This window comes from Sphingopyxis sp. SCN 67-31 (assembly GCF_001725095.1).
Genome location: NZ_MEFH01000075.1, coordinates 1 through 17,999 on the forward strand (window position 1 = coordinate 1; position 17,999 = coordinate 17,999).

Annotated in this window: 16 protein-coding genes; 11 read left to right on the plus strand and 5 right to left on the minus strand. The window is 66.5% G+C overall.

Translation table 11 applies throughout. From position 1 onward, the window contains the following. Window positions 1-585: acyl-CoA dehydrogenase family protein (locus ABS88_RS15830; protein WP_286750111.1), on the minus strand; the 585-nt coding region annotated here is incomplete at its 3' end. A 176-nt stretch (window positions 586-761) separates the two neighbouring features. On the opposite strand from ABS88_RS15830, the gene ABS88_RS15835 reads away from it, so the two are divergent. From ABS88_RS15835 to ABS88_RS15885, 11 genes are all read left to right on the plus strand, one after another. Then, on the plus strand, window positions 762-1,634 hold the full coding sequence (locus ABS88_RS15835) for an SDR family NAD(P)-dependent oxidoreductase (protein ID WP_286750112.1): 873 nt from the start codon (window positions 762-764) through the stop codon (window positions 1,632-1,634). After that, entirely contained in the window at window positions 1,631-3,055 is a 1,425-nt protein-coding gene (locus tag ABS88_RS15840) for an MFS transporter (protein WP_286750113.1), read from the plus strand. Before ABS88_RS15835 ends, ABS88_RS15840 begins: the two co-directional genes overlap by 4 nt. After that, complete coding sequence (locus tag ABS88_RS15845; RefSeq protein WP_286750114.1) at window positions 3,052-4,491, plus strand: MFS transporter; 1,440 nt, start codon at window positions 3,052-3,054, stop codon at window positions 4,489-4,491. Before ABS88_RS15840 ends, ABS88_RS15845 begins: the two co-directional genes overlap by 4 nt. 113 nt (window positions 4,492-4,604) lie before the next feature. Then, on the plus strand, window positions 4,605-5,897 hold the full coding sequence (locus tag ABS88_RS15850; RefSeq protein ID WP_067109747.1) for an acyl-CoA dehydrogenase family protein: 1,293 nt from the start codon (window positions 4,605-4,607) through the stop codon (window positions 5,895-5,897). Between the two features lie 114 nt (window positions 5,898-6,011). Beyond that, window positions 6,012-7,103 carry a Zn-dependent alcohol dehydrogenase gene (locus tag ABS88_RS15855; protein WP_286750115.1) on the plus strand — a complete coding sequence of 364 codons (1,092 nt, stop codon included), beginning with the start codon at window positions 6,012-6,014 and terminating at the stop codon, window positions 7,101-7,103. A 43-nt stretch (window positions 7,104-7,146) separates the two neighbouring features. Beyond that, window positions 7,147-8,220, plus strand: coding sequence for a phosphotransferase family protein (locus ABS88_RS15860; RefSeq protein WP_286750116.1), 1,074 nt, complete (start codon window positions 7,147-7,149; stop codon window positions 8,218-8,220). Further along, on the plus strand, window positions 8,217-8,990 hold the full coding sequence (locus ABS88_RS15865) for an SDR family NAD(P)-dependent oxidoreductase (protein WP_286750117.1): 774 nt from the start codon (window positions 8,217-8,219) through the stop codon (window positions 8,988-8,990). Before ABS88_RS15860 ends, ABS88_RS15865 begins: the two co-directional genes overlap by 4 nt. A 2-nt stretch (window positions 8,991-8,992) precedes the next feature. Then, window positions 8,993-9,796 carry an SDR family NAD(P)-dependent oxidoreductase gene (locus ABS88_RS15870; protein ID WP_067109736.1) on the plus strand — a complete coding sequence of 268 codons (804 nt, stop codon included), beginning with the start codon at window positions 8,993-8,995 and terminating at the stop codon, window positions 9,794-9,796. Window positions 9,797-9,808: 12 nt separating this feature from the next. Further along, a complete protein-coding gene (locus tag ABS88_RS15875) occupies window positions 9,809-11,011 on the plus strand; it encodes a serine hydrolase domain-containing protein (protein WP_067109733.1) in 1,203 nt (400 codons plus the stop codon). Window positions 11,012-11,034: 23 nt separating this feature from the next. After that, window positions 11,035-13,068 carry a 3-hydroxyacyl-CoA dehydrogenase NAD-binding domain-containing protein gene (locus ABS88_RS15880; RefSeq protein ID WP_286750118.1) on the plus strand — a complete coding sequence of 678 codons (2,034 nt, stop codon included), beginning with the start codon at window positions 11,035-11,037 and terminating at the stop codon, window positions 13,066-13,068. A 290-nt stretch (window positions 13,069-13,358) separates the two neighbouring features. Beyond that, entirely contained in the window at window positions 13,359-13,589 is a 231-nt protein-coding gene (locus tag ABS88_RS15885; protein ID WP_286750119.1) for a hypothetical protein, read from the plus strand. A gap of 274 nt (window positions 13,590-13,863) precedes the next feature. Here the strand turns inward: ABS88_RS15885 and mmsB are convergent, their stop codons facing one another. The 4 genes from mmsB to ABS88_RS15905 all read right to left on the minus strand — a co-directional run bounded on the left by mmsB (window position 13,864) and on the right by ABS88_RS15905 (window position 17,964). Further along, window positions 13,864-14,754, minus strand: coding sequence for a 3-hydroxyisobutyrate dehydrogenase (mmsB, locus tag ABS88_RS15890; RefSeq protein ID WP_286750120.1), 891 nt, complete (start codon window positions 14,752-14,754; stop codon window positions 13,864-13,866). A gap of 141 nt (window positions 14,755-14,895) precedes the next feature. Beyond that, complete coding sequence (locus ABS88_RS15895; RefSeq protein ID WP_067186494.1) at window positions 14,896-15,678, minus strand: enoyl-CoA hydratase-related protein; 783 nt, start codon at window positions 15,676-15,678, stop codon at window positions 14,896-14,898. A 97-nt stretch (window positions 15,679-15,775) separates the two neighbouring features. Then, window positions 15,776-16,822: an enoyl-CoA hydratase/isomerase family protein gene (locus ABS88_RS15900; RefSeq protein WP_286750121.1), complete on the minus strand. Its 1,047-nt coding sequence runs from the start codon at window positions 16,820-16,822 to the stop codon at window positions 15,776-15,778. After that, window positions 16,819-17,964, minus strand: a complete 1,146-nt coding sequence (locus ABS88_RS15905) for an acyl-CoA dehydrogenase family protein (RefSeq protein ID WP_067109756.1) — start codon at window positions 17,962-17,964, stop codon at window positions 16,819-16,821. The genes ABS88_RS15900 and ABS88_RS15905 overlap by 4 nt, the downstream gene beginning before the upstream one ends. Between the last annotated feature and the right edge of the window lie 35 nt (window positions 17,965-17,999).

Here is a 17,999-nt window from a genome sequence, read left to right on the forward strand (position 1 = left end):
GTCGAAGAGCATGAAGGTGATGCCCTGATATTTGTTCGCCTTGTCGGTGCGGACGAGGCAGAAGATCCAGTCGGCCTTGTCGGCATAGCTGGTCCAGATTTTCGACCCGTTGACGACCCAGTGATCGCCCTTGTCTTCGCCGAAGGTTTGCAGGGACACGAGGTCGCTGCCCGAACCCGGTTCCGAATAGCCCTGACACCAGCGGATTTCGCCGCGCGCGATCTGGTTCAGATAATGGACCTTCTGCTCCTCGGTCCCGAACTTGAGCAGCGCCGGGCCGAGCATCCAGATGCCGAAGCTGTCGAGCGGCGAGCGCGCGTGGATGCGCTTCATTTCCTGGCGCAGGATCTTCGTTTCTTCGGGGCTGAGGCCGGCGCCGCCATATTCCTTCGGCCAGTCGGGAACGGTGTAGCCCCTGGCGACGCACGCTTCGAGCCACTGTTTCTGCGCCGCGTTCTTGAACACGAACTTGCGTCCGCCCCAGCAGACGTCGTCCTCGTCGCGCACGGGCTCGCGCATTTCGGGGGGGCAATTGGCTTCCAGCCAGGCACGCACCTCGGCGCGGAAAGCGTCCGGATCGCTCATCTTCACAGGCTCCTCTTCTGCCGCGCAAACTAGTAGGACTCGGCAAGTTTACGCAAGCGTCAACTTGGATGCGACAAGCTGCCGCTACGGCGCCGTAGCGTCGGTTTGCGAGCCGTTGACGCGCCTTCCCGTGCGCCTAAGCTGGGTGGCAAAAGAAAACGGGAGAGCAGACAATCATGCGATTCGCAGGCAAGGTCGCCGTCGTCACCGGCGCGGCATCGGGGATCGGCAAGGCCGCCGTTCTGAAACTGGCGAGCGAAGGGGCTCACGTCTTCGCCGCCGACATCGACGAAGCCGGCGGGCAGGCGCTCGCCGCCGCCTCGAACGGCCGGATCGATTTCATCCGCTGCGACGTGACGCAGCCGGCCGACATCGAGGCGCTGATGAACGCCGCGGCCGCGAAGGGCGGCGGCATCGACATCGTCTTCAACAATGCCGGCGCGGGCGGCGACCGCGCCCCGATCGACGAGATCACGCCCGAGGGCTGGGACCGCACGATGGACCTGCTGCTGAAATCGGTCGCGATGGGCATCCGCTATGCCGCGCCGCACATGAAGGGGCGCCCCTCCACGAAAAGCGGGGGCGCGAGCATCGTCAACACCGCGAGCGTCGCGGCGCTGGGCGCCGGCTATTCGCCGACCGCCTATGCCGTGGCGAAGGCGGGGGTGCTGCACCTGACCAAGGTCGCGGCGACCGACCTCGCGCAATATGGCATCCGCGTCAACGCGATCTGCCCCGGCTTCATCAACACCAACATCTTCACCGAATCGCTCGAAGTGCCCGAAGCGAGCAAGGACGCCGCGAAGGCGATCATCGCCGACATGAGCGCGCACGCGCAGCCCGTCGCGCGCGGCGGCCAGCCGGAGGACATCGCCAATGCGGTCGCCTATCTGGCGAGCGAGGACGCGGGCTTCATGACCGGCACCCACATGCTGGTCGACGGCGGGCTGACGATCGGCCAGCGCCATGCCTGGGACCCCAATGAACCGGGGATGTTCGACGCGCTGACGGCGATGGAGGAAGCGGCGAAGGCCGGGGCGGCCGCGTGACCGCCGCCGCGGCGGAGGCGCGGCTGCCGCTGCGCCTCAAACTCTATCACGGCCTCGGCAGCATCGCCTATGGCGTGAAGGACAACGGTTTCTCGACCTTCCTGCTGCTTTTCTACAATCAGGTGCTGGGGATGGACGCGAAGCTGGTCAGCCTCGCGCTGATGCTCGCGCTCGTGCTCGACGCCTTCGTCGATCCGGTGATCGGCTACCTGTCCGACCAGACGCACACGCGCTGGGGCCGGCGGCTGCCGTGGCTCTATTTGGCGCCGATCCCGCTCGCCTTCGCCTGGTTCGCGCTGTGGACGCCGGACGCCGACGCCGCGCCCGGCTTCTGGCACCTCGTCATCGTCGCGATGATCGTGCGCAGCCTGGTGTCGTGCTGCGAGGTGCCGTCGGTCGCGTTGCTTCCCGAACTGACGCGCGATTACGACGAGCGGACGACGCTGATGCGCTATCGCTTCCTGTTCGGCTGGGCGGGCGGGCTGCTGATGCTCTTCCTCGCCTATGACGTCTTTCTCGCCAAGTCGCTGCTGCAGGTCGAGGGCTATTATCAATATGGGCTGTTCGGCGGACTGCTGATGGCGGCGACGGTGCTGGTCTCCGCCGCCGGGCAGCATCGCTGGGCGGCGCGCTGGCCCGAACGCAAGCCGTCGACGCTGCGCATCGGCACCGCCTTTCGCGAGATTCGCGAGGCGCTGAGCCATCCGGCCTTCCTCGTCCTGCTCGCGGCGGGCGCGATCGCCTATACGAGTCAGGGGGTGACCTTCTCCATCTCCAACTATCTCTATATCTTCATCTGGCGCTTCTCGCCCGGCGCCTTCATGCTCTATCCGTGGGTGCTGTTCGCGAGCGTCGTCGGCACCTTCCTGCTCGTCGGCCCGGCGCACCGCCGCTTCGGCAAGCGCGCGACCGCGATCGCCGGCGGGCTGATCGGCATGGCCTTCTGGGTCACGCCGTTCCTGCTGCGCCATTTCGGCGCCTGGCCGGTCGAGGGCAGCACCGCCTCGACCGCCGGCCTGTTCGTCTTCTTCTTCCTCGCCAACCTGTTCAGCGTCGCGGTGATGATCTCCGGCGGGTCGATGATTGCCGACATCGTCGAGGCGTCGGAGGTCGAGACCGGGCGGCGCAGCGAGGGCACCTTCTTCGCCGGCAATTTCTTCATGCAGAAATGCGCGACCGGGCTCGGCATCTTCGTCACCGGGCTGCTCGTCGATATCGCGGGCATCCCCGAAAAGGCCGACCCGGCCAAGGTTCCCGAGGCGGTGATCGACGATTTCTCGCTCTATTACTGCGTGCTGGTGATCCTGTTCGCGGTCGTCTCTTCGCTGATCTTCCGCTATTATCCGATCGACCGCGCCGACCATGAGGCGCGCGTCGCGGCGCTGGCGAGCGCGCAGGCGGCGGCAGAGGAGCAGCGATGACCGCCGCGCCGCTCGCGGGCCTGCTGCCGACGCGGATCAAGCTCGCGCACGGGCTGGGCAGCGTCGCGCTGGGGGTGAAGGAGGCGGGGCTCACCACCTTCTTCATGATCTATTACAACCAGGTGCTCGGCTTCGACCCGCGCATCGTGTCGCTGGTGCTGATCGGCGCGATGTTCGTCGACGGGCTCGCCGACCCGCTGATCGGCCGCCTGACCGACGCAACGCGCACGCGGCTGGGGCGGCGGCTGCCGTGGCTCTATGGCGCCGCGGTGCCGATGGCGATCGCCTGGACGCTGCTGTGGCTGTCGCCCGACATCGCGACCCATTCGACGCTGGGCCTCGCACTCAACCTGATCGCGGTGCGCATCCTGGTGTCGGCGTGCGAGATTCCGTCGATCTCGCTCGTCGCCGAGCTGACCCACGACTATGACGAGCGCACCGCGCTGATGCGCTATCGCTTCCTGTTCGGCTGGCTCGGCGGGCTGCTCGCGACCGCGCTCGCCTATGGCTATTTCCTGAAATCGGACGATCCGGGCCAGAACGGCCTGCTCGATCCTTCGGGCTACGCCGCCTTCGGGCTGTTCGGCGCGGTGCTGATTCTCGTCTCGACGCTGGGCTCGGCGGCCGGGCAGCATCGGCGGATCATGACGCTGCCGCCGCGCCCGCCGGTGCAGCGCCACGGGCTCGCGATGCTCGCCGACATCGCGCTCGCCTTCCGCAATCCCGCCTTCCTGGCGCTGACGAGCGGGGCGCTGTTCCTCGTCACCGGCTATGCGACGATGATCGCGTCGGTCAATTACATGATGCTCTATGTCTGGCAGCTCAGCGATGCGCAGCTCGCCTGGTATCCGGCCGGGCTCGCCATCGCGGTGTTCGGCGCCTTCTTCGCGGTCGGCCGCGCGCACCGCCGCTTCGGCAAGCGCGACACCGCGGTCGGCGCGATCCTGTTCAGCGGCGCGGTTGGATTCCTGCCCTATGCCGCGCGCAACCTCGGCTGGTGGGCCGAACTGGGCGGCTGGCCGTCGATGATCCTGCTGCTGGTCTTCATGACCGTGTCGCTGCTCGGTTTCGTCGTCGCGACGATCTCCGCCTCGTCGATGGTCGCCGAGATCGTCGAGGCGCACGAGGTCGAGCACGGGACGCGGATCGAGGGGGTCTTCTTCGCCGGCTATCTGATGACCCAGAAATTCGGCCAGGCGCTCGGCATCTTCCTGGTCGGCGAACTCGTCGTCTTCGCCGGGCTCGGCGACCGCGTCCGGCCCGAGGATCTGGCGCCCGGCACCGCCACCGCGCTGGCGTGGGCCTTCACGGGCGCGATGGTTTTGATCTCCATCATCGCCGCGCTGCTGCTGCGCCGCTATACGATCGACCGGGCCGGCCACGAGGCCCGCCTCGCCGCCCTCGCCTCGACCAGGCGCGAGGGGCCGACACCGTAGCGGAAGATTGCGCGCGCTTTGCGCTTCGGGCAATTTTCTGCGCCGCGGGACTTGGCAAAGGGGGGCGAATCGGCCCATAGGCTTACGTGAACGTAAAGGGAAAGGAAGCTGCGATGGATTTCGACCTCACCGATCGGCAGAAGCACTGGCAGGGCCGGGTGCGCGAATTCATCGAACGCAAGGTGCGGCCCGCGGTCCCGACCTACAAGGAGCAGGATGCGGCGGGCGATCGCTGGAAGGTGATCCAGATCGTCGAGGACCTGAAGGCCGAGGCGAAGGCTGCAGGCATCTGGAACCTGTTCATGCCGCCGCGCAGCGACGCGCATCATCATGTCGACGAGACGTTCGAGTTCGAGGGTCCCGGCCTCACCAACCTCGAATATGCGCTGTGCGCCGAGGAGATGGGCCGCGTCGGCTTCGCGAGCGAGGTGTTCAACTGTTCGGCGCCCGACACCGGCAACATGGAGGTGTTCCATCGCTACGGCACCGCCGCTCAGAAGGAAAAATGGCTGAAGCCGCTGATGAACGGCGAAATCCGTTCGGCCTTTTTGATGACCGAGCCGCAGGTCGCCTCGTCCGATGCGACCAATATCGAGACGCGGATCGAGCGCGACGGCGACGATTATGTGATCAACGGCACCAAATGGTGGTCGTCGGGCGCGGGCGATCCGCGCTGCAAGGTCGCGATCGTGATGGGCAAGACCGACTTCGGCGCCAAGCGCCACCAGCAGCAGTCGATGCTGGCGGTGCCGATGGACGCGCCGGGCATCAACATCATCCGCCACCTGCCCGTCTTCGGCTATGACGACGCCCCGCACGGCCATATGGAAATCGAACTGAAGGACGTGCGCGTCAACGCCGAGGATGCGATGCTGCTGGGCGAGGGCCGTGGGTTCGAGATCGCGCAGGGCCGGCTCGGGCCGGGGCGCATCCATCACTGCATGCGCACGATCGGCGTCGCCGAGGAAGCGCTGGAGAAGATGTGCCGGCGGCTCCAGTCGCGCGTCGCCTTCGGCAAGACGATCGCCGAGCACAGCATCTGGGAACAGCGCATCGCACGCGCGCGCATCGATATCGAGATGACGCGCCTCCTGTGCCTGAAGGCGGCCGACATGATGGACAAGGTCGGCAACAAGTCGGCGGCGGCCGAGATCGCGATGATCAAGGTGCAGGCGCCGTCGATGGCGCTGCAGATCATAGACGACGCGATCCAGGCGCATGGCGGCGGCGGCGTCAGCGAGGATTTCGGCCTCGCCAAGATGTATTCCGGGCAGCGCACGCTGCGCCTTGCCGACGGGCCGGACGAGGTTCACGCGCGCGCCATCGCCCGCATCGAGCTTGCCAAGCATTCGGCGGCGCTGAACGACCCGGGCTTTTCGTCGGGCGACGTCGGGGTTTCGCGTTAAATCTTGAACCGTTCGCCCTGAGCCTGTCGAAGGGCCGTTCTTTTCTTTTGACGACATGAAGGAAGAACGGTGCTTCGACAAGCTCGGCACGAACGGCAATGAGGGAAGCATAGAATGACCAAAGCCGCCGTCCTGATCGAACCCGGCAAGCCGCTCGTCATCGAGCAGATCGTCGTCGACGCGCCCGGCCCGCACGAGGTGCGCATCCGCACCGCCGCCTGCGGCCTGTGCCATTCGGACCTGCATTTCATCGACGGCGCCTATCCGCACCCGCTGCCCGCGATCCCGGGCCACGAGGCGGCGGGGATCGTCGAGGCGGTCGGCAGCGAGGTGCGCACGGTCAAGCCCGGCGACGCGGTCGTCACCTGCCTGTCGGCCTTCTGCGGCCACTGCGAATTCTGCGTGACGGGCCGCATGTCGCTGTGCCTCGGCGGCGACACGCGGCGGCCGGCCGGATCGGCGCCGCGCATCACGCGGCCCGACGGATCGCCCGTCAACCAGATGCTCAACCTCAGCGCCTTTTCGGAGGTGATGCTGGTCCACGAACATGCCTGCGTCGCGATCGACCCGGATATGCCGCTCGACCGCGCCGCGGTGATCGGCTGCGCGGTGACGACGGGCGCGGGAACGATCTTCAACGCCTGCAAGGTCACGCCGGGCGAGACGGTCGCGGTCGTCGGCTGCGGCGGCGTCGGCCTCGCGACGATCAACGCCGCGAAGATCGCGGGCGCGGGGCGCATCATCGCCGCCGACCCGGTGCCCGAGAAGCGCGAGCTGGCGATGAAGCTGGGCGCGACCGACACGGTCGACGCGCTCGCCGACGATGCTGCGAAGCAGATCGTCGAGATGACCAGGGGCGGCGTCGATCATGCGATCGAGGCGGTCGGGCGCCCGGCTTCGGCAAAGCTCGCGGTGGCGTCGCTGCGCCGCGGCGGCACCGCGACGATCCTGGGCATGATGCCGCTCAATGAACAGGTTGGGCTCGGCGCGATGGACCTGCTCGCGAGCAAGAAGCTGCAGGGCGCGATCATGGGCGGCAACCGCTTCCCGGTCGACATTCCGCGACTGGTCGATTTCTACCTGCGCGGACTGCTCGACCTCGACAGCATCGTCGCCGAGACGATTCCGCTCGAGAAGATCAACGAGGGATTCGACAAGATGAAGAAGGGCGATGCCGCGCGGTCGGTGATCGTGTTCGATCAGTGATCCTCCATCCCCTTGCTCAGCCCGAACGGGAAAAGAGGCCCGCATGACGACAGCAATGGACGCACAGAAACTTTTCTCCGGCACCGTCGCGCCCGAGGGCGCCGACATCCTCGACGAGGCGAAGCTGACGGCGTGGATGGAAGCGAATGTCGAAGGCTTTCAGGGACCGCTGACGCAGAGCAAGTTCGCCGGCGGCCAGTCGAATCCGACATACAGGATCGCCTCGCCGTCCGGCAATTATGTGCTGCGCCGCAAGCCCTTCGGTCCGCTGCTCCCCTCGGCGCACGCGGTCGACCGCGAATACAAGGTGCAGGCGGGGCTCCACAAGATGGGCTTCCCGGTCGCGCGCCAGTACGGGCTGTGCACCGACGAAAGCGTGGTGGGAAGCTGGTTCTATGTGATGGACATGGTCGACGGCCACACCATCTGGGACGGGTCGATGCCGGGATCGACGCCGGAGAATCGCCGCGCCACTTATGATGCGATGATCGACACGCTCGCCGCGCTGCACGGCGTCGATGTCGCAGCGGCGGGATTGTCCGATTTCGGCAAGCCGGGCAATTATTTCGGCCGCCAGGTCGACCGCTGGACCAAGCAGTACAGGCTGTCCGAAACCGAGACGATGGACGAGATGGAGCGGCTGATCGCGTGGCTGCCCGCGACGCTGCCCGAACAGACGCGCACCAGCGTCGTCCATGGCGACTATCGCATCGACAACATGATCTGGGCCAGCGATCGGCCGCAGGTGCGCGCGGTGCTCGACTGGGAACTGTCGACGCTCGGCGATCCGCTCGCCGATTTCACCTATGTCGCCATGGCGTGGGTGACCGAGAACGGCGGCCGGTCGGGCGTCGCCGACCTCGACCGCAAGGCGCTGGGCATTCCCGAGCTCGAAGAGGTGGTCGAGCGCTATTGCGCGGCGACCGGGCGCGACAGCGTGCCCGACATGAACTGGTATTTCGCCTATAATTTCTTCCGCCTCGCGGGCATCATGCAGGGGATCAAGAAGCGCGTCATCGACGGCACCGCTTCCTCCGCCCATGCGAAGGAGATGTCCGAACGCGTCCTGCCGCTCGCGCAGCGGGCGTGGGAGTTTGCCAGAAAGGCCGGCGCATGAATCTGTTCGACATGCAGGGCGAGGTCGCGCTGATCACCGGATCGTCGCGCGGCATCGGCAAGGCGATCGCCGAGGCGATGGCCGCGCACGGCGCAAAGGTCGTGATCTCGAGCCGCAAGCAGGACGCCTGCGACGCGGTGGCGGCGGAGATCAACGCGCGGCACGGAGCCGACACCGCGATCGCGGTCGCTGCGAACATTTCGTCAAAGGATGATCTGCAGCATCTGGTCGACGAGACGGTCGCCGCCTTCGGCCCCGTCACCGCGCTCGTCTGCAACGCCGCCTCCAATCCCTATTACGGCCCGTCGGCGGGAATCAGCGACGATGCGTTCCGCAAGATTCTCGACAACAACATCCTGTCGAACCACTGGCTGATCCACATGTGCGCCCCGGCGATGACGGCGGCGGGCAAGGGGTCGATCACGATCATCAGCTCGATCGGCGGGCTGAAAGGATCGTCGATCATCGGCGCCTATTGCATCTCGAAGGCCGCCGACATGCAGATGGCCCGCAATCTGGCCGACGAGTTCGGGCCCGCCGGCGTACGGGTGAACTGCATCGCGCCGGGTCTGATCAAGACCGATTTCGCCCGCGCGCTGTGGGAAAACCCCGACACGCTGGAGGTGTCGACGCGCCGGTCGCCGCTGCGCCGCATCGGCGAGCCGCACGAGATTGCGGGCGCCGCGGTCTTCCTCGCGAGCCCGGCGGGCGGCTTCACCACCGGCCAGACGATCGTCATCGACGGCGGCAACACATCGAGCGGAGGCTGAATATGGGCGCTTTGGACGGCAAGATCGCGATCATCACCGGCGCGGCCAGCGGCATTGGCCGCGCGAGCGCGCTGCGCTTTGCCGCCGAGGGCGCGAAGCTGGTCATCGGCGACAAGACGGCGGCGGTGCATGACACGGCGCAGGCGGTGAAGGATGCGGGCGGCGAGGCCGTCGCGCTCGAAATCGACGCGGGGGTCGAGGCCGACGTCGCGAAGCTCGTCGCAGCCGCCAAGGAGACCTACGGCGGGCTCGACATCGCCTTCGCCAATGCCGGGATCATCGGCGACATGGGCGGCATCTTCGACATCACGCCCGAAGGTTTCGCCGAGACGCTGCGCGTCAACCTGATCGGCCCGGCGCTGATGGTGAAGCACGCCGGCAAGGCGATGGTCGACCAAGGCCGCGGCGGTGCGATCGTGCTGACCGCGAGCGTCGCGGGGATCAATTCGGGCGCGGGTCCGGCCGCCTATTCGGCATCGAAGGCGGGGGTCATCAACCTCGCCAAGACCGCGGCACAGCAGATGACGAGCGCCAATGTCCGCGTCAACGCGATCTGCCCCGGCCTGACCGAGACGGGAATGACCCGGCCGACCTTCGACTATGCCAAGGAAAAAGGCGTCACCCACAAGATCGGCCAGCTCAATCCGCTGAAGCGCGCGGGGCAGCCCGAGGAGCTGGCGAACGTCGCCCTCTTCCTCGCGAGCGACCAGGCGAGCTATGTCAACGGGCAGGCGATCGCGGTCGACGGCGGCCTCACCAGCTCGCACCCGGTTACGCGCCAGCTTCTCGGCCAGACCTCGCACTAGAACGGAGACGATATGGGTCACGGTTTCGACACGGCGCGGCTGGATCGCATTCCAGCTTTTCTGTCCGCCAAATATGTGGAGACGGGCCGCCTGCCGCATGCCGCGACGCTGGTGTCGCGGCGCGGCGAGATCGCGCATCTGTCGTGCATCGGCGACGGCCGTCCCGGATCGGCGCTGAAGGAAGATGCGATCTTTCGCATCGCCAGCATGAGCAAGCCGATCACCTCGGTCGCCTTCATGACGCTGGTCGAGGAAGGCAAAGTCGCGCTGAGCGACCCGCTGGTCAAATTTTGCCCCGAGTTCAGGGACACCGGCGTGTTCGTCGCGGGGGGCGGCAACGTCCCCTTCCTGACCCGGCCGCCGGCGCGGCCGATCCTGATGGTCGACCTGCTCCGCCACACCGCCGGGCTGACCTACAGCTTTCAGGAGCGGACGCCGGTCGACGCCGCCTATCGCAAGACGAAGATCGACGATTTCGACGCCGACTACACGATGGACGGCTTCATCGAGGGGCTGGCGAAGATTCCGCTGCAATTCGACCCGGGCGCGCACTGGAACTATTCGATGGCGACCGACGTGCTGGGCGCGGTGATCGAGCGGATCGAGGGCAAGCCCTTCGCCGCGGTGCTCAAGGAGCGCATCTTCGATCCGCTCGGCATGGCCGACACCGGCTTTCAGGTGCCCGCCGACCAGCAGCACCGGCTGACCGACTGCTATGCCTTCGACCCGAAGGAGAAGATGAAGCCGTTCGACAGCGGCGACCGCAGCCGCTGGGCCAAGGCGCGCAGCTTCCATTCGGGCGGCGGCGGGCTCGCCTCGACGCTGCACGACTATCACCGTTTCTGCCTGATGCTGCTCGGCGGCGGCAAGCTGGAGGGGACGCGAATCATCAGCCGCAAGACGCTGGACCTGATGACAGCGAACCACCTGGTCGGCGGCGGCGACCTGACGCAGCACAGCGTCGGCATCTTTTCCGAGGACGAGAATGCCGGGGTCGGCTTCGGGCTTGGCTTCGCGGTCACACTCGACCCCGCGCATGCGGGCATTCCCGGCTCGGCGGGCGATTATTATTGGGGCGGCATGTTCTCGACCGGTTTCTTCGTCGATCCGGTCGAAGAGATGTGCATGGTCTTCATGACCCAGCTCATGCCCTCTTCCACCTATCCCGTGCGGCGCGAGGTCAAGACGCTCGTCCACGCCGCGATCGACGATTGACCATTAGACCAAGGAGTTCTCCCATGTCCGAAGATACCCCCGTCAGCGTCACGATGCAGAAGGACGGCGACGTCGCCGTCATCATCGTCAACAATCCGCCCGTCAACGCGCTGTCCTGGCACGTTCGCCAGGGCCTCGAGGACAATTTCAAGGCGGCGCTCGCCGACGATGGCGTCAAGGCGATCGTGCTGCGCTGCGACGGCGGCACCTTCATCGCCGGCGCCGACATCAGCGAGTTCGGCAAGGCCCCGCGCGGTCCCGATTTCAACGCCGTGCTCAACATGATCGAGGCGGCGTCGAAGCCGGTCGTCGCGGCGATCCACGGCACGGCGCTGGGCGGCGGTCTCGAAACCGCGCTCGTCTGTCACTATCGCGTCGCCGTTCCGTCGGCGAAGCTGGGCGTGCCCGAGGTCAAGCTGGGACTGCTGCCCGGCGCGGGCGGCACCCAGCGGCTGCCGCGCGTCGTCGGGGTCGAGGCCGCGGCGACGATGACCTCGCTCGGCGATCCCGTCCCCGCGCCCAGGGCGAAGGAGATGGGCCTGGTCGACGAACTGGCGGGCGAGGACAGCCTCGCCACCGACGCGATCGCTTTCGCGCGCGCGAAAATCGCCGACGGCCCGCGCCCGACGCGCGAGCGCGCGGTGTTCGGCGACGTCGGCGTGATCGAACAGCTCAAGACCAAGAATGCCAAGCGCTGGCGCGGTTTCGAGGCGCCCTATGCCAACCTCGCCTGCGTCGAGGCGGCGACGCGGCTGCCGTTCGAGGAAGGGCTCGCCTTCGAGCGGCAGGAGTTCATGAAGCTGATGATGGGCAGCCAGTCGGCGGCGCAGCGCCACATCTTCTTCGCCGAGCGCCAGGCCGCGAAGATCGACGGCCTGCCCAAGGACATCAAGCTACGCGACGTGAAGAAGGTCGGCATCATCGGCGCCGGCACGATGGGCGGCGGCATCATGATGAACTTCCTGCAGAAGGGCTTCCCCTGCACGATCGTCGAAATGCAGCAGGAAGCGCTCGACCGCGGGCTGGGCGTGGTGCGCAAGAATTACGACGCGAGCGCCGCGAAGGGCCGCTTCAAGCCCGAACAGGTCGACCAGATGATGGGCCTGATCACCCCGGCGCTCGAACTGGAGGCGCTCGCCGACTGCGACCTGATCATCGAGGCGGTCTATGAGAATATGGACGTCAAGAAGGAGATTTTCGGCAAGCTCGACAAGATCGCCAAGCCCGGCGCGATCCTCGCGTCGAACACCAGCTATCTCGACGTCAACGAGATCGCGGCGTCGACCGGCCGCCCCGGCGACGTGCTCGGCATGCACTTCTTTTCGCCCGCCAACGTCATGAAGCTGCTCGAGGTCGTGCGCGGCGACAAGACCGCCGACGACGTCCTCGCGACCGCGATGGCGATCGGCAAGAAGATCGGCAAGGTCGCGGTGGTCGCGGGCGTATGCCACGGCTTCATCGGCAACCGCATGCTCGCGCCGCGCCAGATCGAGGCGCAGAAGCTGCTGCTCGAAGGCGCGACCCCGGCGCAGGTCGACAAGGTGCACGTCGATTTCGGCATGCCGATGGGACCGTTCCAGATGAGCGACCTTGCCGGCGTCGATATCGGCTGGCACCGCGACCCCAACCGGATCGAGAGCATCCGCGACGCACTGTGCGCCGAGGGTCGCTGGGGCCAGAAGAAGCAGGCGGGCTTCTATGACTATGACGACAAGCGCAATCCGTCGGAGAGCGCGCGCGTCGCCGAGATCATCGAGCAGTTCCGCGCCAAGGCGGGCGTCGAGAAGCGCGAGATCAGCGATCAGGAGATCGTCGAGCGCACCCTCTATCCGATGGTCAACGAGGGCGCGCTGATCCTGTCCGAGGGCAAGGCGCAGCGCGCGAGCGACATCGATGTCGTGTGGATCTATGGCTATGGCTGGCCGGTCTATCGCGGCGGCCCGATGTTCTGGGCCGGGCTGGAAGGCACCGACAAGATCGCCGCGGCGCTGGAAAAGCACGGTTTCGAGGTCGCACCGCTGCTGAAGGAAAAGGCGGCGGCGAAAAGCGGGTTTTGACACGAATCCACCCTCCTCTTCGGAAGAGGGGCGTTGGAGCATGATGATATTGGATTGACCCACTTCGTCATTGCGAGCGGAGCGAAGCAATCCAGAGCGGTTTACGCTACTCTGGATTGCCGCACAGCGTCGCCGCTCGCGGGTGACGATGCCATTCGATGGCATCGCGCTCCGATTCGTCCCGATGCGGAGCAAATGGCGCCGCCTTCGTCAAAGCAGCCCTCCCCGCCCTGCCGAAATCTTGCGATTCAGGGTTAAAACGCTGGCAAGCGCTGCCGTCAGGGTAGAGCATGACCATCATGCTCCTCGCCGCCGTCCTGTCGCTCGCCGCGAGCACCCCGGCTGCCGCACCGGCGCCGCAACCGACCGCGGTCGGCGTCGCGCGGGCGCGTATCCTCGCCCCCGCCGAAGTGCGGCGGGTGAACGGGCGGATCGAGGTGCGGACCGGCCGAAAGGACGCGCCGACGCAGGTGCATCGCACCGACCGCCGCGATGGCGGCGAAACGGCAGATTTCTATTGAACCGCGCGTGCCGGGAATGAGCGGCCCATCACGTTCATCGTCACCTCGGACCTGATCCGGGATCCATTCAAACCAGCGCCGGGAAAATGAATCCCGGATCAAGTCGGCACATATGTCCTTCGGGCAAGTAAGTAGCTGTTCCCCGGCGAAAGCCGGGGTCCAGATGGCGCAGCGCTGCTTCGCATGGACCCCTGCTTTCGCCGGGGAACAGCTACTTGTCGAAAGGGGATAATTGCCGATCAAGTCCGAGGTGACGAGGAATGTGGCACCCGCATCAAAGGGGACACCGTGAGCCCTGCAACGTCTGGATAATCGCCGAAAAGTCGTGGCCGTCCTTGTCCGCCGCGACGAAGGCTTCGTAGAGCTCGCGCGCGCATCTGCCCATCGGAACGTCGGCGTCGACGCTTTGCGCCGCCTCCATCGCAAGGCGCAGGTCCTTGAGCATCAGTGCCGCCGCGAAGCCGCCCTTGTAGCCATTGTCGGCGGGTGTCGTCGGACCGACGCCGGGGAGCGGCGCATAGCTGGTCAGCGACCAGCACTGCCCCGACGAGACGCTGGCGATGTCGAAGAATTTCTGCGGATCGAGCCCGAGCTTCTGCGCGAGCGCAAGGCTTTCGCAGGTCGCGATCATCGAGGCGCCGAGCAGCATGTTGTTGCAGATTTTCGCCGCCTGCCCCGCGCCCGCGTCGCCCGCGTGGATTACCGCCTTGCCCATCTTCGCGAGGATCGGCTGCGCGCGCGCGAAGCCTTCATCGGTGCCGCCGACCATGAAGGTCAGCGTCCCCGCATTGGCCGCCGCGATGCCGCCCGACACCGGCGCGTCGACCGCGACGAGGCCCTTCGCGGTCGACGCCTCGATATTCGCCCGCGCGGTCGCGACGTCGATCGTCGAGCAGTCGAGCAGCAGGGTGCCGGGCGCGGCGTTAGGGAAGACGTCGGCTTCATAGACGCCGGCGACATGCCGGCCCGCGGGGAGCATCGTCACCACCGCCTCGGCACCCGACACCGCCTCGGCGGCCGACGCGGCGCGGGCGCAACCCGCCTCGACGGCGCGCGCGAGCGCCTCTTCGCTGAGGTCGAAGGCGCGCACCTCGTGCCCCGCCTTCGCGAGGTTCGCGGCCATCCCGCCGCCCATGTTGCCGAGTCCGATGAAGGCGATTTTCATGTCATTCTCCATAAGCCCTCTCCCCTTCAGGGGAGAGGGTTGGGAGAGGGGGAGGCGTGCATTCCCCCTCTCCAACTCCGGCTAGGCGCTATGCGCCAAGCCTCCATGTCCTCTCCCCTGAAGGGGAGAGGGCTCAGAAGATCACCGCCCCTTCCACACGCCTTCGCGCTTTTCGATGAATGCGGCCATGCCTTCGGCCTTGTCCTCGGTCGCGGCAAGGATCTGGAACAGGCGGCGTTCGTAGATCAGGCCCTGGTCGAGCGTCGTTTCGAACGCCGCATTGACCATGTCCTTGTTCACCATCGCGGCCATCGGCGGCATCGACGCGATCAGCGCGGCCGATTTGAGCGCTTCGTCGATCAGGCTTTCGTGCGGCACGACGCGCGCGACCAGCCCCGCGCGTTCGGCTTCCTCGGCATCCATCATCCGGCCGGTCAGGCACATCTCCATCGCCTTCGCCTTGCCGACCGCGCGGGTCAGCCGCTGCGAGCCGCCCATGCCGGGGGCTACGCCGAGCTTGATCTCGGGCTGGCCGAATTTCGCCTTCTCCGACGCGATAATGAAGTCGGCCATCATCGCCAGTTCGCAGCCGCCGCCCAGCGCGAAGCCGTTGACCGCGGCGATCCACGGCTTCCTCACCTTCTTCACGAAGTCGCTCGTCCATTTCGAGAAGAAATCCTGAAGATAGAAATCGGCGGCGGGCTTGTCGGCCATTTCCTTGATGTCGGCACCCGCGGCAAAGGCCTTGTCGCCCGAGCCGGTAAGCACCGCGCAGCGCTGGCCCGGGTCCGCCTCATAGGCGGCGAAGGCCGCGATCAGATCATCGAGCACCGACGAGTTGAGGGCGTTGAGCGCCTGCGGGCGGTTGAGCGTCACCAAGGTAACGGCGCCGTGCGTTTCGACGAGGAGGGTTTCGTAGGTCATTCTTGTCTCCGGTTTTTCGTCATGCCGGACTTGATCCGGCATCCATTCCGCCCCGCGAGGCCTGAATGGACCCCGGATCAAGTCCGGGGTGACGAGCCTATGTTAGCGGCGTCCACGCTTCAGCCGGCGGCAAAGGCGCGAAGATCGCGTCGATCCATTCGTCGGTCACCGCTTCGGGCGTCGGCGGGTCCCATTTCGGGCTGTTGTCCTTGTCGACGATCAGCGCGCGGACGCCTTCGAGGAAGTCGTGCATTTGGACGACGCGGCTGCCGATCGCATATTCCTGGCGCATCTCGGCGGCAAAATCGGGTATCGCCGCACCCTCGCGAAGCTGGCGCAGCGCGACCTTGCAGGTCTGCGGGCTCTTGGTACGCAGCGCGCCCAATTCCTTCTGCGCCCATTCGCCGCCGTCCTTTTCCAGCGCGGCGAGAATATCCTCGTAGCGGTCGCTGGCGAACAGCCGGTTGATCTTGTCGATCTGGCCGGTGATCGCGGCGGGGGGCGCGGTGACCGACAGCTCGCCCAATATGCCGCCGATGCGGTCGGGGTGCTGCGCGATGCGCTCCTTCGCCTCGGTCAGCTTCGCCGACGGCAGATAATGGGTGGCGAGGCCGAGCGCGAGGCATTCGGCCCCGTCGAGCCGCGCGCCGGTGAGCGCGAGGAAGGCGCCGACGCGCCCCTCCAGCCGCGGCAGATACCAGCCGCCGCCGACGTCGGGGAACAGGCCGATCCCGGTCTCGGGCATCGCGAAGCGCGTATGTTCGGTCGCGACGCGATATTTCGCCGGCTGCGAAATGCCGACCCCGCCGCCCATGGTGATGCCGTCCATGAAAGCGACGACGGGCTTCGCATAGGTGAAGAGCAGGTGGTTGAGGCGATATTCGGTGTGGAAGAAGGCCCGCGCCTCGCGCCCGTCCTTCGCCCCGCTTTCCGCGAGCATGCGGATGTCGCCGCCGGCGCAGAAGCCGCGGCCCTCGCTATGGTCGATGACGACGGCCTCGATCGCGGCATCGTCGCGCCAGGCGAGCAGCGCGTCGATCATCGCCTGACACATCGGCAGGTTGAGCGCGTGGATCGCCTGCGGGCGGTTCAGCGCGATGCGGCCGACGCGGCCCTCGACACCGATCAATACATCTTCGGTCATTGGCGCAGCAGGTCCCTTCCCACGATCATCCGCATCACCTGATTCGTCCCTTCGAGGATCGAATGAACGCGCAGGTCGCGCCAGAAGCGCTCGATCGGATAGTCCTTCAGATAGCCGTAACCCCCGAAAAGCTGGAGCGCGCGGTCGACGACGGCGCTGCCGTTGTCGGTCGCGAGCCGCTTCGCCATCGCCGAGAAGCGCGACTTGTCGGGGGCGTTCGCGGTGACCTTCGCCGCGGCGAGATAGAGCAGCGCGCGCGCGGCTTCGAGGTCGGTCGCCATGTCGGCGAGCGTGAACTGGGTGTTCTGGAAATCGGCGATCGGCTGGCCGAACTGCTGGCGATCCTTCGTGTAGCCGATCGCCTCGTCGAGGCAGCGCTGCGCCCCGCCGAGCGAACAGGCGCCGATGTTGAGCCGCCCGCCGTCGAGCCCCGCCATCGCGAAGCGGAAGCCGTCGCCTTCCGCCCCGACGCGGTTTTCGACCGGCACCTTCACATTGTCGAGGATCACCTGCGCGGTCGGCGATGCGTTCCAGCCGAGCTTGCGCTCCTTGGCGCCGAAGCTGACGCCGGGCATGTCCTTTTCGATGACGAGGCACGAAATACCCTTCGGCCCCGGCGCGCCGGTGCGGACCATCGTCACATAGATGTCGTTGACCCCGGCGCCCGAAATGAACTGCTTGGTGCCGTTGACGACATAATGGTCGCCCTCCAGCTTCGCCGTGGTCTTGAGCGCCGCGGCGTCGGACCCCGAGCCGGGCTCGGTCAGGCAATAGCTCGCCATCCGGTCCATGGTGACGAGGTCGGGCAGATATTTCGCCTTGACTTCGGCGCTGCCGAAACTGTCGATCATCCAGCTCGCCATATTGTGGATCGAGACGAAGGCGCTGGTCGCGGGACAGCCATAGGCCATCGCCTCCATAATCAGCGCCGCCTCGAGCCGGCCGAGCCCGATACCGCCCGATTCCTCGCCGACATAGATGGCGGCGAAGCCGAGCTCCGCCGCCGCCTTGATGACGTCGCGCGGGAAATGGCCCTGCTCGTCCCATTCGGCCGCGAACGGCGTGATCGCGTCGGCCGTGAACTTGCGCGCCATGTCCTGAATGGCAAGTTGGTCGTCGGTAAGCTGGAACTGGTCGGTCATCATCACTCGTCTCTGCGTCATGCCGACGAAAGTCA